We start from the raw sequence: 15,260 nt of genomic DNA, 5'->3' as shown, positions 1-15,260 counted from the left end.
GCCTCTCGCGTGGGGAGCGCGTGGGCCTCCGACTCCCAGGCGCGGCGTGAGGCGCAGCGCCTCTCAGGGCCGCTCGCACGTCCAGACCGAGGACGCCAGCCACAGGGCGGCCCGGGACACGTGGCTGTACACCTCCGCCACGGGCGTGCCGCCCTGCGCCGTGCACCTGGCGATGGCATCCTCGCGGGCATTCGCCAGCGCGGTGCCGGAGTCATGGCTCTGCCCGCTGCCCGTGACGTACACCACCGCGGCCAGGGCCGCTCCGGAGCTGGTCAGCAGCAGCGTCAACACAAGGGCGATGGATTGCTTTCTCATGCTCCCGGAATATCCGGTTTTACAGCGAAGGTAGAGAAATAAGAGCCATGTCGAGGAGGCAGGAGCGCCACGACGGAGCTATCGTCGCTGGCCGCGCCCCTGGAGCCGGGACCAGGGCGCCGCGCTCCGCCAGAACGAATCCTCCCGGCTCAGCAGCCCCTGGCAGAGAGCGCTGGTCGCGCGGGCCGGGGCCTCCGCGTACGAGATGCGGCCCTCCAGTTCCTCCCGGACCCCCGACGCATCCCCGCCATCCTTGGGCATGCCCCACGCCACCAGGCTGCTCTGCTTCACCGCCGCCAGCGCGCCATAGCCCCGGTAGACGGCATGGACTCCCTCCGCGAGTTCCCTGGCCACCGAGGAGCTATCCCCGCCCGCCTCCGCGTATCCCCAGGTCACGACGGAGCCGTCCCGCATCAGCGCCGCCAGGCTCGTCCCGGGCCCATTCATGTACACGTCGAGCACGCCCTGCTGGAGCCGCTCATGCACCGCGGAGCTGTCCGCGCCGTAGAGCGTGCCCCCCCAGGTCACGACGGAGCCATCCGCCTTGAAGCCCACGTAGGCGACCAGGAAGTGCAGCACCCGCTCCACCCCTCCGGAGAGCTGCGCGATGACGTCCGGATCCCCGACATTGTTCGGGCCCGGATCCCCGGGCTCGAAGCCGTAGTGGCCCCAGTTCACCACCGAGCCATCCTCCTTCAGCGCCGCGAAGGCGAAGGTGGTGGCGAACACCTCCTTCACCCCTGACTGGAGCTGCTCCCGGACGGCGGAGCTGTCTCCCCCCTTCTCCCCGCCCCAGGTCACCACCGAGCCGTCGTCCTTCAGCGCCGCGAAGGCCTGCGCCGTGGAGTACACCGCCACCACCCCCGAGCTCAGTTGATCCGCCACCGCGCGGCTGTCGCCTCCCGTCTCGGGGTCCCCCCAGACCACCACCGAGCCGTCCTCCTTCAGCGCCGCGAAGGCATACATGCTGAAGTGGACGGACTTCACGCCCTCCTTCAATTGCTCACGCGTGGCCTCGTCCGGCACACCGCCTGCCTCCGGGTCGCCCCAAGCCACCACGGCGCCGCCCTCCTTCAAGGCCGTCACCGCGCCAAAGTTGGGAATCAGGCCGACCACGCCCGAGCGCAGCTCCTCCCGCACGGCGCTGCTGTCCCCGCCCACCTTCGGGTCGCCCCACGTCACCACGCCCCCGCCCTTCTTGTACGCGATGAAGAACGTCTCGACCTGGAGGACGGCCAGCACGTCGGACGTCAGCTCGTCCGCCACCGCGCTGATGTCTCCACCCTCGGCGGGGTTTCCCCAAGCAACCACCGAGCCGTCTTCCTTGAGCACCGCGAACGCCGACAGCGTGTCCGTCACGGTCCGAACACCGGAGCGGGCCTCTTCCGGCAGCGTGCCGCCGAAGTCCTGATGCCCCCACGCCTCCGCGGTGCCGTCCCCGCGCAGGGCCACGAAGGCCTGAGACGTTCCGCACAGGGTGCGCACCCCGGTCAGCCTCGCGCCCAGCTCCGGCGGAAGCAGCGCGGGGTGGTTCTCGCCGCCCCAGGTCACCACCGAGCCATCGTCGCGCAGCGCCGCGAGCACCGAGGGCGCATCGAAGACCGCGTGCGTGGTGAAGACGTTGCGCGCCCGCACCCGCACCCGGGCCTGCTCGTCACCCTCGCGCGCCACCACCACCAGCGCCTCGCTCGGGCTGCGATCGAAGAAGGTCCTGCCCGTCCCCAGGACCTCGTCCGAGTCATTCCGCCATTCGATGTCCTCCGCGGAGGTGAGCGCATGGAGCGTCAGCCCGCGGTTGCCCCGGACCTCCAGTGAGACGGGGGAAAGCGCGCTGTCCGGAGCGACGGGCGAGGAAGGAGAGGCCATGCGGAGGTCCTTGCGGAGGCGGGCGGCACTGCCCGCGTCCCCGAATGGATGGGAATGCCTCCGGACCGACCCCACCCGTCCCAGGGGGAAGACAGCCCTACCCCTCGGGGCTCACTTTCCGGGGTGTTCGCCCTGTAGCGGCTGCGGAGACGGATGATCACGAGCGCATCTCGTGCCCCCGAATCGCCGGCGGCCGCAAGCGGTCCGCGCCGTGCCGCCGGGACTCCTCCGCGGGTGGCATCCCCCCTACTCGGGAGGTATGCTGTCGCGCTCCTCCCGCTGAGGCCCGCGGCAGCTCCCGCACCGGAATCAGGTCGGGGCGGGTCGACGATGATCTTCAATACCTTCGCTTATTTCTTCGCGTTCCTCATCCCGTCGGCCGTCCTGTTCCGCCTCGTGGGACCGAAGCTCCGGGTATGGGTTTGCGCGGTCGCCGGCATCTCATTCTTCATCTACTTCTCGCTCGCCACCCCGCACGGCGTGTGGGCCGCCAGTTGTGTGTTGATCTTCATCTGGGAGGCGTCGTTTCGCCGGTTCTACGATCTGCGCTCCCGGATGTGTCTCATCGGGATTGGCATCAGCGTGTTGATGCTGGGCGTCTTCAAGTACTGGAACTTCTTCACCGGCGCCCTCTTCCTGCCCTGGGACACCCATCCCCTGTACTGGCATTCGGCGTTCCTTCCCCTGGGCATTTCCTTCTTCACGTTCGAGTTCATCCACTACGCCGCGGACCGGTACAAGGGCACGGTTGAGCGGGGCACGCTGGGGGAATACCTCGCGTTCATCTTCTTCTTCCCCACCATGGTCGCCGGGCCGATCAAACGCTTCCAGGACTTCCTCCCGTGCCTCCGCTCACCGAGCCTGGACACCGCGAGGGATTGGAACCGCGGCGTGACGCGGATCCTGGTGGGACTGGTCAAGAAGTTCATGCTCGCGGACCTGCTGACGAGCGTGACCGACCATCTCAATCGCGATGACATCCTGGCCGCGGATCGCCGCATGCTCCCGCTCTGGCTCCTCGCGTATGGCTGGAAGATCTACTTCGACTTCTCGGCCTACTCCGACATCGCCATTGGTTCGGGGCGACTCTTCGGCATCCGCATCCCGGAGAACTTCGACTGGCCCTATTTCCGGACCAACATCACTGAGTTCTGGCGGCATTGGCACATCTCGCTCTACCGCTGGCTGGTGGACTACGTCTTCATTCCGCTGGGCGGTTCGCGCGGCTCGGCGGCCTTTGCCTCACGCAACGTGCTGATCGTGATGCTGGTCAGCGGCTTGTGGCACGGGGCGGGCCTCAACTTCCTGGTGTGGGGCCTGTGGCACGGGACGCTGCTCGTCATCCACCGGGAGTGGCGACGACGACGGCCCCTGCCGGAGGGTGAACGGAAGGTCTTCCATCAGGCGGTGGCGCGGCTGTCCACGTACCTGCTCGTGAACATCGGATGGGCGTTCTTCGCCATGGACCTGCCCACGGCCGGTGTCTTCTTCCGGCGGCTGGTCGTCGGATGAGGTTCCACATGCGCTTGTTGCAATGGTTGAAGGAAGCCGCCGAGTACGCCGGCGGCGTGACGGAGGCACCGCCCCCGGGACTCAACCTCCCGCTGTCGAGCGTGGGGTGGGGCTTGTGGTGGACCGTGCTGCTGCTGCTCATCGCGTTGTTCTGCGGGCAGTCGTCGAAGTTCATCTACATCGATTTTTGAGGTGTCCTCCCATGCCGCTCCGGATCCTGTGGCGACAACTGCTGGTCGCGGCCGTGGGGCTGTGCGCGCTCAACGTCGGCATCGCGCGACTGGCCCGCAACTCCGTGCCCCGGCAGGTCCTCCGCCAGGCGTCGCGCACGTCCGGCACAACCGATCTGTTCCTGGGGAACTCGCTCATCCAGGCGGGCTTCGTTCCCAGCGTGTTCCAGGAGCGGAGGCCGGAGCGCGTCGCGGTGAACCTGGGGGTCGGCGCCACCTTCCCGGTGGAGCACCTGCAGATGTATGCCGCCAGCGATCCGGGGACGGTGCGGGCGGTGTACTACGGCTTCTTCGATGATCAGCTGACGCGCGTGCCCGAGGGCCGCTGGACGACGCTCGTGGGCAACCGCGCGCTGTCGTACTACGTGCGACCCGACATCGCGGAGCGGCTGTACGCGGCCGACTCCCTCTGGCACCGCGCGGCGTTTCGGGCTGTCTCGGTCGTGCCCATGCTCGTGGAGCGGCAGGCGCTCTGGGCCTGGGTCGAGCGGATTCGCCGGGGGCTCGGCGGTATCGGGATGCCTCGGGTGGAAACCAACCAGTTCGGCCGCGTGGCCGACTTCTCCCTGTTGGAGCAGGACGCCAGGGCCTTTGAGGACCACTGTCGCCAGGCGGTGGCCGCCGCCACGCCGCTGACGCCCGCGGTGGTGGAGATGGCCCGGAGGGCCCGGGCGGGTGGTGGTCAGTTCGTCGTCATCGAGATGCCGATGCCGTCGGCGCATCGGCGGCTCTACTACCAGAGCGAGGCGTGGAGGGCGTACCGCGCGATGGTGGAGTCAGCGCTTCGAAGCGAAGGGGCCCTGTATGTCGCTGCCGCCGACTGGATTGGCGACGACGGCTTCTCCGACGCCTTGCACCTGTCGCCAGACGGCGCGGTGAGGTTCACCCGAAGCCTGGCGGACTGGTCGGCCCGGGCCATGCCGAGCGTCCCCGCGCGGCCCTGACCTCTCTGCCAGGAGGCTGCGCAGTCATCTCATGAAGTCGCTGTCTCACTCGCGTTGACAGGTTCCGATGCCGCGCAAGAGCCTTGTCGCCCGCGCTCCTGCTTCACGTTGCTCCTCAGTGAAGTCCTGGAAGGGCAGCAGTCTGGCCTCTGGCCGCGGATCGATGGGCTGGAACGAATCCAACCCCGATCAGAGCCATCCGGCTCCTGATGCCCATTAAAACGAAAACGGGCTGGAGACCTTTCGGCCTCCAGCCCGCTTCGTCGATTGGTCGGGGAGACAGGATTTGAACCCGTGGACACGGGGTGCTCCAAACCCGCGACGGCGCACGCCTTTCGCTGAATCGTGAGTGAATCCGGCACTTCGAGTCCACGGGGGGGAAGCCCCACCTACCCCACCTCTCCCCCGAAGTCCCTTCCAGCCCTGGAGACATTTTGGAGACGGCGTCAGGAGCACACCGGCAACGCGCGCGGTCCCGATGCCAACTACCTCTTGGGGAAATTCCTCGCAGCCACGCTCACGGCCGCTCGGGGAGCTTGGCTTTCTTAAGATCAAATGAGGCCCAGCAACTTGTCGCGAGATCCACTCCCTTGGGAGGGAAACCAGCGTGAATGACCTTAAGGCCCTTCTTGTCGAGAAAATCGACGGCGGGGATAAAGTCCCGGTCACTGCTCACAAGCACCGCGACGTCATAGGACTTCTCCCAGGCCAGCCGGATCATGTCCGTCACTATGGCGGTATCAACCCCCTTCTCAACTGTGCCTGCCATGCTCCCACTACAGTGAGGGCAAACAGCTACAGAGGCATGGCACAACGGACAATCGGGAGGATTTTTCGGCTTGCGCTCCATGGCGGTCACCTGCACGCCTGGAAACCGATCAAGCACGTTCGTAGCCCAGTGTCGAAGCTTCGTATCTTCTGGTTTCTTGGGGTTATAGGACAGGTAGACGTGCAGGCCTTCGTATCGCATCCGGCCCTGCTGTCCGGCCTCCAAGGTCAGCTCGGCTGCACGCTGGGTAATCCACGGACCAAAAGTCTTCCAGTCTAGATGGAATTTTTTTCCAATCGCCTGATTGATCCCGAGCTGGAAGTTCCAGAAGTCAACGAAAATACGAACGCGAACGTCTGGTGCAGCTACAGGAGCAGCACCAGCACCCACGGGACCAGTCACAGCAGCTTTCCTAGGTCTAGAAAAAAATTCAGGGGGCAACCTGTGCAGGCGCCCCCTGGGGATCTAATAGCAGAAGCCGTGGCTGGTAGCCCAACCCGTATCTTCTGCGGGATTTGATGTGGGGAAGGTAACCGGGCTCGGCATATTGGTCAAGAGCTTCTTGGCTAAAACCCCTAGTACCCATCTAGGTACTTTGGGCTCTTGTCCTGGGGGGACTCCCCTCGGAGAAGTACTAGTTCGCCCCCTTGTTGGGAGAGCGAGAGAGCCAGAAACCGGTAATGCCGAATTTAGCAGGCCATATCCCCCTTCCTGGATACTGAACATCTGAGTCATGTGGGATATGCCCGACAGTCCCCTGCCGGGGTAAATGAACCCGGATAACAGTACCTGCCGCGCCGCCTAACCTAGCCGTCCTCTGTACCTAGCAGGCTGTTGAAAAGGGAGGGCGAGCCTTCTGACCTACGAGCTATTGGGGTGGGAATCCAACGTCTCATCCACGGGGTAGCAGGTCGTCACGAGGCGGAGGCAGCCGGAGGGGATGGTGGTTGGAGGGCCTCAGCGCGGACTTCAATGAGATGGAGCGTTTGTTTTTCATCCCTTGAAGGGTCGCTCGGTAACAGCCACCAGCTCGTGGCCAAGTTCCTCCAGGCATCGGGCCACCCAATCGCTCTCGGTGGAGTCCTCCAGTCAGTAGCGCTGGCGCCTTGGGGCGCCTGCTCAACAGTTCCCGTTGGACCCGAAGCCGCTGCTCCAGCACTACTCCGCCTCCCTCCGCCAGGATGCCCCCTTGCTGTCCCGCTTGTGCACGTCGATGCCCATGAACTCGCTGGCCCGCTCCCCCTGCCTTGGCGACCAAGTCCGCGCCGCCGCAATCTGGGCCTCGGTGGGCCTGCTTGCACATCCGTGGCTGGCTGGCCGGCCGTTCATCTCCTCTATGCTCTGGTCGCGGAAGGTGCGGGCCAACCTGGAGTTGCTAAAGGGATCCAAGCAGCGCCAAGCCATCGCGACGGAGGACGCACTCCTGGCCGGGGCGGGGACGCAGCCGTGAGCACGACGACGCCCATCCCCGAACTGGAGCGCGATGAATGTGGAGAGCCGTGCTCGTGGACCGATGCTGACGGGCTGTTCACCGGACCTGCGCAAGGTGGCTGAGGCTGCGCTGAACGAGGGGCGTAGCGTCGAGCTGCACACCGGGAGCAACCGGCAGGGCGTGTCGGTGGAGACGCTGGTGGTGGACGAGGACCGGGCCGGGCAGAGCGTAGGCGGCACTGCGGTGTGGGGTGACTGGAATTGGGCCACCCACACGCTCCGCACCGACGAGGACACGGACCTCGTGCTCACCGTCAACGGCGAACCCGCCGAGGAGAACTGATGCCCCGCCACGATAAGGACAGCACTCCGCCTGAGAATCAGCGCAAGCCCAAGGGCACCGTCGTAGGCACCGTCCGTGCGCCTCTAACCATGGATGAGATGGCGGCGCTCGGGTATCTGGTCCAGTTGCTCAGGGACTCACCGGGGAGTCCCCTCCAACGACTCAGGTGCCATTGGTCTCGCGCTTCTTCGTGATGCGCGGCGGCATGGGTTGAACGTCTATGTCCCTGGGCCTGCCGCCGCAACCGAAGACGTTGACTGGACGAGGGTTCAACACACTTGCAAGAAGTGCGGCGAGACGAAGCCGGTTGAACCAGAGGTCGGCGTCAGGATGCTCAACGGAGTCCCTCGGATTCAGAGTTGCTGCAAGGCCTGGCGTAGTGCTCCGATCCAGCCCCCCGAAGAACCAGTCGCCCGAATAGCCCGCATGAGACGCCACCACCCGCAGGCTGCACCGCCATGAGCACGGATACCGACTGGACGAAAGTGCCGAGAACCTGCCGGTTGTGTCAGACTCCTGGGACGGTAATCCCCGACTTCGGCATCTGGCAGGACCGCTCTGGCAAGTGCTTCGCAGAGGTGGACTGCGTGGCCTGCCAGAAGAAGACGACCTTGAAGAAGTTCGTGCGCATCGTGAGACGCCTAGTCCTGCGGTGGAAGCGATAGCCCGAAACTAAACGGCCCCGTCTCCGAGTGGAAGCGGGGCCGTCGTGCGTCTGGCCGAGAATCTCCTCTACTAATGCCCCAGCAGTGTTAAGTGCTCTGACGGTGCCAGTAGGCGATAGCCTGGAGTTCGGCCAGCCCGTAAACCATTTCGCGGCCTCGCCGAATATTCACATAGAATTTATTCTGCCCGATGAGAGACAACGCGCGAGCAATCGCTTCCTCTTCATCAGGGCAATCGACTCGCTGGTAGCTTGCTGGCGGCTCGGTTGAATTAGGAGCACGCATCAAGCGGTGATCCGACCACTCGACCTTCCATGCGTCATTCAACGATGACTTGCTACGGCTGTTGACTTTGGGATCATTAGCCTTGAGGGAACGGCGGCTGATATTGAACATGGCGTTCGGGCTGTCGCCCACCCGAGCCACCTTGAAGCCCGCTGCATGTGCAGCCGCAATGCACATGCCATTGGCTACATAGGCAAGGCCGCCCGGTGCAACCGTTCGCCAATGGCTCTCAACTTTGTGCTTCAGGCCATAGCTGCTCACACTCGCATTGATGGCCTTGGTTTTCTCAAGACGGGTAAGCCACTGGTAGCAGCGATCAAACTCCTCGATCGCGCTTGGCTTGAGCATCGCCGCTCGGTCTTTTGCGAACTCGCTTTCGATCTGCTCCCGAGTCTTGCTCTGCGGGCTATGAACTTCTAAGCCGAATGTCGTCAACTCAGGCATCGCGTCCATTGCATCCTTCACCAGAGGACGCATGGCAGCAAGACGAAGCATACCTTTGGGCGGGCACGGGTCTGCACCAATCTCGATGAGACGCTGCCAAGCAGCGTTGTCATCAAGCGCGGCCTGGATTGGGCCCTGCTTCAGGGCCGCCTTCAATGCGGCATTGGTTTTGAAGCCAAAGCCAGCAGCGATAGCTTCGGTGAGATGCGATGATGCAGCGGCCGACGCTAGTTCGGCTGCCTCACGCTTTAGAAGCTTGATGTAATCCAGATCAATAACGGCGTTCATTGTCGAACTCTTCGGGGTCGGTGTCCGCCGATTACGCACCGACCCATAGGGTCGGCAATGAACGAAGCTGAGCATCATCAGCCTGAGGAATTTCACCCGGCGGCAGGTGCGGTTTCCTTGGACCGAAGATGAATTTACACCATCGGCCAGCAGGTTCCAAGGGGGCGCGACTGCTCGGCCTCCCCTCTACCATGCAACTTCCTCCGGAAAGTCTCTTCTCCCTAGCGGGATAAGTCCGAGGAGAAGGCTTCGTCCCCGTACCCATTCGCAAGCGGGCGAGGCGTGATCAGCTAAGTAGGCCGCCAGAAGTTCCGAGACAAAATCCGGCCGCATGTCCAAATTCTGGGGCATGCGACCGGCAAGAAGCCCAGCCGAGCTGGGGCTGACAGCACACGACAGGAGGAAGCTGGAGCGAGCGTTGCGGCAGGCACGCGATGCTCGGCACTTCCGTCGCCTTCTGGCCATCAAGCTCATCGCCGAGGGCAAGAGCCCAGGTGAGGCAGCACACCTGGCGGCCTTGAGTCGTCCGGCCGTCTACTGCTGGTTGGAGCGCTACCTGGCAGAGCGCACCCCGTCAGCCCTGGTGGATGCACCGCGCTCGGGCCGCCCCAGAAAAGCCCCGCGTCTCACCTCCAAGCGCCTGAGGAGGGTGGTAGGCACAAGCCCGGAGAAGTCGGGCTGGGCGAGCCATGGATGGACGGTGCCGCTGCTGTGCACTCACTTCCAGCGCCAGGGGTTGGAGGTGTCACCCCGCACGCTGCGCCGACGGCTGCATGAGGCGGGGCTGGCTTGGAAGCGGCCTCGGTACATGTACGCGACGGCTGCATCTCACCTGGGGCAGAAAAAGGGGGCCTTGTTCGCCGTCTGAAGAGGCTCAAGCGCCAGTGGCCTCGTGCGGTACTGGTCGTCATGGGCAGCACCGTGCTGCGTTGGTTTCCACCGCTGCGCGCAGCCTGGGCGCCGGTGGGCAAGCAGGCGCAGGTGCGGATTACCGGCGAGAACGCCAAGCGCACGCTGTGGGGGGCCATCAATCCACGCACTGGGAGGCGCATCGTCATGGCGACCCAGCGCGGCAGACAGGAGGACTTCATGGCTTTCCTGCATGCCCTGCGCTCCTCCTCCCCCGGACGCCCGCTGCTGCTGTTGCTCGACAGGGCCAGTTGCCATACCGCCCAGAAATCTCAGCGGCTCGCCACGCGTCTCGGTGTCCACCTGGTGCTGCTGCCCAAGCAGCGCTCGGAACTCAACTGCATGGACCACCTCTGGCGCCCACTCAAGCAGCGTGTCTCCGCCAACCGGCAGTACCCCACGATGCAGCAGCACATCGATGCCGCCATCCAGTGGGTGCTGGGCCTGTCGCCCCAGGACGCCCTCCGCAAGGCCGGCTGCCTCGCCGAGGGCTTCTGGCTACGCGATTTGTTAGAGAACTTCTGGCGACCTACTTAGTGCCACTTACTCCTACAGCTGTAGTTCGGAAGACTCCGCAGGCTTCCTCCTGTTGAAGAAACAGGAGGGGGAGGAACGAGACCTCCCATGCAGCAGCCATCAGCCACAGAAGCGCAGGCACCGGAAGTCCGGCTGGTTGGCCGTCTCGTGACGGAGCTGGAGGAGATAGGCGCCTGGCTGCAGCCGCACTTCCGCAGGCGCGAGGCGCACGCCACTGCGGTCGAGTACGTGAAGGCCCTCCTGGGACGGGCACAGCGCAAGAATGTGTGGGGCCTTTCGGAGGATGCGGGGCATCAAGCGCCCTATGCCTTCCAGCACCTGCTGCTGCGAGCGAAGTGGGACGCGGATGCAGTACGCGACGACGTGCTGGAGTACGCGCGCAGGGCGTTGGGCGAAGGCGGCATCCTGGCGATGGACGAGACGGGCTTCCTGAAGAAAGGAGAGAAGTCCGTGGGCGTGGCGCGCCAGTACACGGGCACCGCGGGCAAGGTGGAGAACGCGCAAGTGGGCGTCTTCCTCTCGTACGTGACGCCTCGCGGGCATGCGCTGGTGGACCGGGAACTGTACCTGCCGGAGCCCTGGACGGAGGATGCGGCCCGCCGCAAAGCGGGAGGGATTCCGGACGAAGTGGGCTTCGAATCCAAACCGGCCCTCGCGCAAGGCATGCTGCAGCGGGCGCTGGGCGCGGGACTGAAGCCGGCGTGGGTGGTGGGGGACGAAGTCTATGGACGCGACAGCACCCTGCGCCGCTTCCTCGAAGACTTGCACCAGCCCTACGTGCTGGCGGTGGCCTCCAATACGCACGTCTGGCGCGGCTTCTACCAGGTGAAGCCTGGAGACATGGTGGAGGAGGTCCCTCCGGAGGACTGGACACGTCTGTCCGCAGGCGCGGGCACCAAGGGCCCTCGCCTCTATGATTGGGCGCGCATGCGGCTCAACCGGCACCTGGGCCTGTCGCGGTGGCTGCTCTTTCGCAGAGGCCTCGCGGACGGCAAGGTGGCCTTCTACGTCGCCCATGCCCGGCGCAATGCCTCACTGGAGTCGATGGTGCGCGCCGCGGGCAGCCGGTGGGCCGTGGAGGAGGACTTCGAATCCGCCAAGAACGAGGTGGGCCTCGCCGACTATGAGGTGCGCACCTGGACGGCCTGGCACCGGCATATGACGCTGTGCCTGGTGGCCCACGTCTTTCTCGCCGCCGCGCGTGCCGTGGCCAATCAGCAACTCCAGGAGGGCCTGCCCCCAAAAGCACTCGGCCTGCCGAGGCGCAGAAACCCCATGCGCGCGTTTCTCGCCCGGCGCGGCCTTCACTAACGGCCTTCGTCCGCTACTCCGTCCAGGAAGTGCGAGTGCTTCTGGTAGCGCTTCTGCGGCGTGTGGCGGCTCCGCTTGCGCATGTCCTCGCGTGGAGTCGCTGGCGACGCCACCACCAAGCCGTGGCCATGCAGTGCCACTATCGGGCCCGAAGGGCTCGGTTCAAACTGCAGCTGTAGGATTACAGCCTCTAACAAATGTGAGGGCAGAGGCGGCGTAGGAGCATGACGCAGCAACCGAGGACGAGGAATCCGAAGTGGACGTCGTCCCTGCGCTCGTCGCGGACGCGAAGGCGGCGCAGCTGGTTCTTCCAGGCCAGCGTGCGCTCCACGACCCATCGGTAGCGTCCGAGCCTTTCCTTGGACTCAACGCCGGGACGCGCGATGCGGGCGGCAATGCTGCGTAGACGAAGCCCGCTCCGGTTCTTCCTGGAGGCGTAGGCCTTGTCGGCGTGGAGTTTTCCCGGGCGAAAGCGGCGCTGCCCCGAAGGCATCCGCACCGCGGGCACGGAGTCGACGAGCGGGAAAAGTTCGTGCGTGTCGTGGACGTTGGCGGCCGTCACGGACTCGGTGAGCGGCAGCCCCTGGGCGTCTACGAGAAGATGATGCTTGCTACCCGCCTTCGCTCTATCCGTCGAGTTTGGGCCCGTGAGGGCCCCCTTTTTGACGCCCGGACGGACGAGGAGTCGATAGCGGCGCGGGAGAAGTCCACCTTGCCGCGCAGGCCCAGTTCATCCAGCAATCGCGCCTGGAGCTTTTCCCACACGCCAGCCCGGGTCCATTCCTCCAGCCTGCGCCAGGCCGTCATGCCCGACAGGCCGAACTGCTTGCGAGGCAGCATCTCCCACGGGATGCCGCTTCGGAGCACGAAGACGATGGCTTCCAGCGCCGCGCGGTCATCTGCCCGAGGACGGCCCAGCTTCTTCTTGGGCCGGGGCGGCGGCAGCAGCGGTGCCACGCGCTGCCAGAAGGCGTCGGGGACGAGTTCGCGGACCATGCCCCTCAACCTGGGGACGCCCCTTGTGCTCGGCCAGTCCAGCCCTGACTTTCGTTAGACTTCCTTTCATAACCCCACCAGCGATGGGGTGGGAATGCAGTCGCTCGGGTGGATGTGCACCTTGGAGGCATGAAGCGTGAGCTCGTGCCAGAGGCCCTCTGGCAGCGCATGGAGCCGCTGCTGCCGAAGCGCCGTCGCCACCGCAAGGGAGGCCGACCGTACGCAGATGACCGCGCGGCCCTGCGCGGCATCCTCTTCGTGCTGAAGACGGGCATCGCGTGGGAGGACCTGCCGACGGAAGTCTTCGGTGTGAGTGGCATCACCTGCTGGCGCAGGCTCAACCAATGGGTGAAGGCGGGTGTCTTTCGCAAGCTACAGCGGAAGCTGCTCGACGAACTGGGCATGCGCGGCCGCATCGACTGGAGCCGTGCCTCCTTCGACTCGGGCAGTGTCCGGGCTCAAAAGGGGGGCCCGAAACGGGCAAGAATCCCACCGACAGAGGGAAGAAGGGCTCCAAGCACCATCTCGTCGTAGACCGAAAAGGGCTGCCACTCGCCGTGCTCCTGTCGGCCGCCAACGTGCACGACATGAAGCGCGCACTCCCCCTCGTCGATGCCATCCCTCCCGTACACACCGGGCGCCGCGGCCGGCCGCGTAGGCGCCCCAAGAAGGCGCACGGTGACAAGGGCTACGACTACGCCGTCATCCGCCGCGGACTCTGCGAGCGGCGCATCAAGCCGCGCATCGCGCGCAAAGGAGTCGAGTCGAGCCAGAAACTGGGACGCCACCGCTGGGTGGTGGAGCGCAGTCTGTCCTGGTTGCACCACCTCAAGCGCCTGCGCATTCGAGAGGAGCGCCGAGCCGACCTGCACCTGGCGCTCCTGCAGCTCGGTTGCTGCGTCATACTTCAGCGCAGACTCCCTCGCCGGTTATGAAAGGAAGTCTTAGTACTACCCGGTCACTTGAATCCAGGGGGCCCGTGTGATCTACGGCCGGGATGACACCCGCGCAGCTCAAGAAGTTGGATGAGTCGCTGAGCGCCTATCTCGAAGAGATGGTCGCCGGCATGGGGCGACTGGAGAGGCGGCGCGCCATGGAGGCCTATGTCACGGGCCTACTGCTGGATGGGGAGCGCAAGAGCATCGAGCCGATGGCGGCCCGGCTGGTAGAGGACGCCAGGGATGTCGAGGCAATGCGCCAGCGACTGCAGCAGTGCGTCTCGCAAGGGACGTGGAGCGACGAGGCGCTGAGGGAGCGACTGGCGCGGAAGCTGGAAGAGCGGCTGCCGGAGGTGGAAGCCCTTGTGGTGGACGACACGGGCTTCCCGAAGAAGGGGAAGCACTCGGTGGGAGTCGCCCGTCAGTACTCGGGGACGCTGGGGCGCACGGACAACTGCCAGGTGGCCGTCAGCCTGCATTTGGCTGGGGCTCGTGGCAGCGGGTGTATCGGCATGCAGCTGTACCTGCCCGAGGAGTGGGTGACGGAGAAGGACCGACGCAAGGCGGCCGGAGTCCCCGAGGCGGTAGGCGCCTCGCGCAAATGGGAATTGGCGCTGTCGCAGTTGGATGACGCGTTGGAGTGGGGCGTGCGCAAGCACGTCGTCCTGGCGGATGCGGGGTATGGCAATTGCCGGGAGTTTCGCGAAGGACTCACGGCACGCGGGCTGCCCTACCTCGTCGCCGTGCCGGGGCAGCACAAGGTGTGGCCTCCGGGGGCGACGCCGCACCTGCCCGTGAAGAAGGCTGGCGCGTACGGACGCCCCCGGACTCGCTTCGTCGACGACAGCGGCGTGCAGCCCTGGACGATTGAAGAGTTGGCGCGCCAGTTACCCGAGGAGGAGTACCGCCGCATCAGCTGGCGCGAGGGCAGCCGCGGCACGCAGTCCTCCACTTTCGCCGCAGTGCGAATCCAGGTCGCTGAAGGCCATGTCGTGCGCAAGGCGCCCGGCGCTCCCGAGTGGCTCCTGTGTGAGTGGCCGCCGGGCGAGGCCGCGCCAACGAAGTACTACCTCTCGTCTCTGCCGGAAGACACGCCCCTCAAACGCCTCGTCACCCTGGCGAAGCTGCGCTGGCGCGTCGAGCGCGACTACCAGGAGATGAAGGGCGAAGTCGGCCTGGACCATTTCGAGGGCCGCACCTGGAGAGGCTTTCACCACCACGCCACCCTCTGCATGGTGGCCCATGGCTTCCTCGCGCTCCGTCGAGCGCTTTTTCCCCCGGAGGAGGATTCCCTGGACCCTTCCCCAGGTGCGTCGGCGGCTTCAGCATCTGCTGCTGCGCCGCCTCGGCCATTGTCCGCTGTGCCTCCGCAGACTCGGCGCTCGCGCTCCTCCTCGAGGACCGTCACGCATCTGATCAAGTAGTATTAGGTGCTGTTAGTCGGTTATTGAAGCCGCCGGTCGATCATGATCTACGG

Annotated in this window: 15 protein-coding genes; 9 read left to right on the top strand and 6 right to left on the bottom strand. The window is 65.3% G+C overall.

The window, feature by feature from the left end:
* Positions 1-63 precede the first annotated feature (63 nt).
* Together JYJ93_RS09155 and JYJ93_RS09150 are read right to left on the bottom strand one after the other, a co-directional pair.
* Positions 64-315 (bottom strand): hypothetical protein, encoded by a 252-nt coding sequence (locus JYJ93_RS09155; protein WP_206788096.1) that lies wholly within the window; start codon positions 313-315, stop codon positions 64-66.
* Positions 316-393: 78 nt separating this feature from the next.
* A complete protein-coding gene (locus tag JYJ93_RS09150; RefSeq protein WP_206788093.1) occupies positions 394-2,181 on the bottom strand; it encodes a hypothetical protein in 1,788 nt (595 codons plus the stop codon).
* A 330-nt stretch (positions 2,182-2,511) separates the two neighbouring features.
* On the opposite strand from JYJ93_RS09150, the gene JYJ93_RS09145 reads away from it, so the two are divergent.
* The 3 genes from JYJ93_RS09145 to JYJ93_RS09135 are packed head-to-tail and all read left to right on the top strand — an operon-like array spanning position 2,512 to position 4,867.
* Positions 2,512-3,693, top strand: a complete 1,182-nt coding sequence (locus tag JYJ93_RS09145; RefSeq protein ID WP_206788091.1) for an MBOAT family protein — start codon at positions 2,512-2,514, stop codon at positions 3,691-3,693.
* A gap of 8 nt (positions 3,694-3,701) precedes the next feature.
* Positions 3,702-3,884: a hypothetical protein gene (locus JYJ93_RS09140; protein WP_121722547.1), complete on the top strand. Its 183-nt coding sequence runs from the start codon at positions 3,702-3,704 to the stop codon at positions 3,882-3,884.
* Between the two features lie 11 nt (positions 3,885-3,895).
* A complete protein-coding gene (locus tag JYJ93_RS09135; RefSeq protein WP_206788089.1) occupies positions 3,896-4,867 on the top strand; it encodes a hypothetical protein in 972 nt (323 codons plus the stop codon).
* A gap of 517 nt (positions 4,868-5,384) precedes the next feature.
* Here the strand turns inward: JYJ93_RS09135 and JYJ93_RS09130 are convergent.
* Positions 5,385-6,038 (bottom strand): NYN domain-containing protein, encoded by a 654-nt coding sequence (locus JYJ93_RS09130; protein WP_206788087.1) that lies wholly within the window; start codon positions 6,036-6,038, stop codon positions 5,385-5,387.
* A gap of 1,081 nt (positions 6,039-7,119) precedes the next feature.
* Between JYJ93_RS09130 and JYJ93_RS09125 the strand changes: the two genes are divergently transcribed.
* Positions 7,120-7,410, top strand: a complete 291-nt coding sequence (locus JYJ93_RS09125) for a hypothetical protein (RefSeq protein WP_206788077.1) — start codon at positions 7,120-7,122, stop codon at positions 7,408-7,410.
* A 752-nt stretch (positions 7,411-8,162) separates the two neighbouring features.
* Here the strand turns inward: JYJ93_RS09125 and JYJ93_RS09120 are convergent.
* On the bottom strand, positions 8,163-9,092 hold the full coding sequence (locus JYJ93_RS09120) for a hypothetical protein (protein ID WP_206788075.1): 930 nt from the start codon (positions 9,090-9,092) through the stop codon (positions 8,163-8,165).
* A gap of 331 nt (positions 9,093-9,423) precedes the next feature.
* Here JYJ93_RS09120 and JYJ93_RS09115 point away from each other — a divergent pair, with 331 nt between their 5' ends.
* The 3 genes from JYJ93_RS09115 to JYJ93_RS09105 all read left to right on the top strand — a co-directional run bounded on the left by JYJ93_RS09115 (position 9,424) and on the right by JYJ93_RS09105 (position 11,849).
* Positions 9,424-9,960: a helix-turn-helix domain-containing protein gene (locus JYJ93_RS09115; RefSeq protein ID WP_206788073.1), complete on the top strand. Its 537-nt coding sequence runs from the start codon at positions 9,424-9,426 to the stop codon at positions 9,958-9,960.
* A gap of 41 nt (positions 9,961-10,001) precedes the next feature.
* The gene (locus JYJ93_RS09110) at positions 10,002-10,538 is read left to right on the top strand and encodes a transposase (protein ID WP_206788071.1); all 537 of its coding nucleotides are present in this window, start codon (positions 10,002-10,004) and stop codon (positions 10,536-10,538) included.
* Positions 10,539-10,625: 87 nt separating this feature from the next.
* On the top strand, positions 10,626-11,849 hold the full coding sequence (locus tag JYJ93_RS09105) for an IS701 family transposase (RefSeq protein ID WP_206788069.1): 1,224 nt from the start codon (positions 10,626-10,628) through the stop codon (positions 11,847-11,849).
* On the opposite strand, the gene JYJ93_RS09100 is transcribed toward JYJ93_RS09105, so the two are convergent.
* Positions 11,846-11,989, bottom strand: coding sequence for a hypothetical protein (locus JYJ93_RS09100; RefSeq protein ID WP_206788065.1), 144 nt, complete (start codon positions 11,987-11,989; stop codon positions 11,846-11,848). The genes JYJ93_RS09105 and JYJ93_RS09100 overlap by 4 nt on opposite strands.
* Before the next feature lie 50 nt (positions 11,990-12,039).
* Positions 12,040-12,845, bottom strand: a protein-coding gene (locus JYJ93_RS09095) for an IS5 family transposase (protein ID WP_206788063.1) whose coding sequence is annotated in 2 segments (ribosomal slippage) — positions 12,040-12,500 and positions 12,500-12,845 — 807 coding nt in all. Because the reading frame shifts where the segments join, the coding sequence is not laid out codon by codon here.
* Positions 12,846-12,974: 129 nt separating this feature from the next.
* Between JYJ93_RS09095 and JYJ93_RS09090 the strand changes: the two genes are divergently transcribed.
* Both JYJ93_RS09090 and JYJ93_RS09085 read left to right on the top strand, forming a co-directional pair.
* Positions 12,975-13,780, top strand: a protein-coding gene (locus tag JYJ93_RS09090) for an IS5 family transposase (RefSeq protein WP_206788061.1) whose coding sequence is annotated in 2 segments (ribosomal slippage) — positions 12,975-13,305 and positions 13,305-13,780 — 807 coding nt in all. Because the reading frame shifts where the segments join, the coding sequence is not laid out codon by codon here.
* 62 nt (positions 13,781-13,842) lie between these two features.
* Positions 13,843-15,207, top strand: coding sequence for an IS701 family transposase (locus JYJ93_RS09085; protein WP_206788059.1), 1,365 nt, complete (start codon positions 13,843-13,845; stop codon positions 15,205-15,207).
* The last annotated feature ends 53 nt before the right edge of the window (positions 15,208-15,260 follow it).

The sequence above is a fragment of the Corallococcus sp. NCSPR001 genome, assembly GCF_017309135.1.
Classification (GTDB): Bacteria; Myxococcota; Myxococcia; order Myxococcales; family Myxococcaceae; genus Corallococcus.
The sequence above is the reverse complement of the archived record's forward strand: the minus strand, read 5'-3'. Positions and strand labels throughout refer to the sequence as shown.

Coding starts and splice junctions, on each gene's coding strand:
- JYJ93_RS09120 (WP_206788075.1), bottom strand. CDS start 9,092: ATGAACGCCGTTATTGATCTGGATTACATCAAGCTTCTAAAGCGTGAG.
- JYJ93_RS09115 (WP_206788073.1), top strand. CDS start 9,424: ATGTCCAAATTCTGGGGCATGCGACCGGCAAGAAGCCCAGCCGAGCTG.
- JYJ93_RS09145 (WP_206788091.1), top strand. CDS start 2,512: ATGATCTTCAATACCTTCGCTTATTTCTTCGCGTTCCTCATCCCGTCG.
- JYJ93_RS09135 (WP_206788089.1), top strand. CDS start 3,896: ATGCCGCTCCGGATCCTGTGGCGACAACTGCTGGTCGCGGCCGTGGGG.
- JYJ93_RS09125 (WP_206788077.1), top strand. CDS start 7,120: ATGAATGTGGAGAGCCGTGCTCGTGGACCGATGCTGACGGGCTGTTCA.
- JYJ93_RS09110 (WP_206788071.1), top strand. CDS start 10,002: ATGGGCAGCACCGTGCTGCGTTGGTTTCCACCGCTGCGCGCAGCCTGG.
- JYJ93_RS09085 (WP_206788059.1), top strand. CDS start 13,843: ATGACACCCGCGCAGCTCAAGAAGTTGGATGAGTCGCTGAGCGCCTAT.
- JYJ93_RS09150 (WP_206788093.1), bottom strand. CDS start 2,181: ATGGCCTCTCCTTCCTCGCCCGTCGCTCCGGACAGCGCGCTTTCCCCC.
- JYJ93_RS09140 (WP_121722547.1), top strand. CDS start 3,702: ATGCGCTTGTTGCAATGGTTGAAGGAAGCCGCCGAGTACGCCGGCGGC.
- JYJ93_RS09155 (WP_206788096.1), bottom strand. CDS start 315: ATGAGAAAGCAATCCATCGCCCTTGTGTTGACGCTGCTGCTGACCAGC.
- JYJ93_RS09105 (WP_206788069.1), top strand. CDS start 10,626: ATGCAGCAGCCATCAGCCACAGAAGCGCAGGCACCGGAAGTCCGGCTG.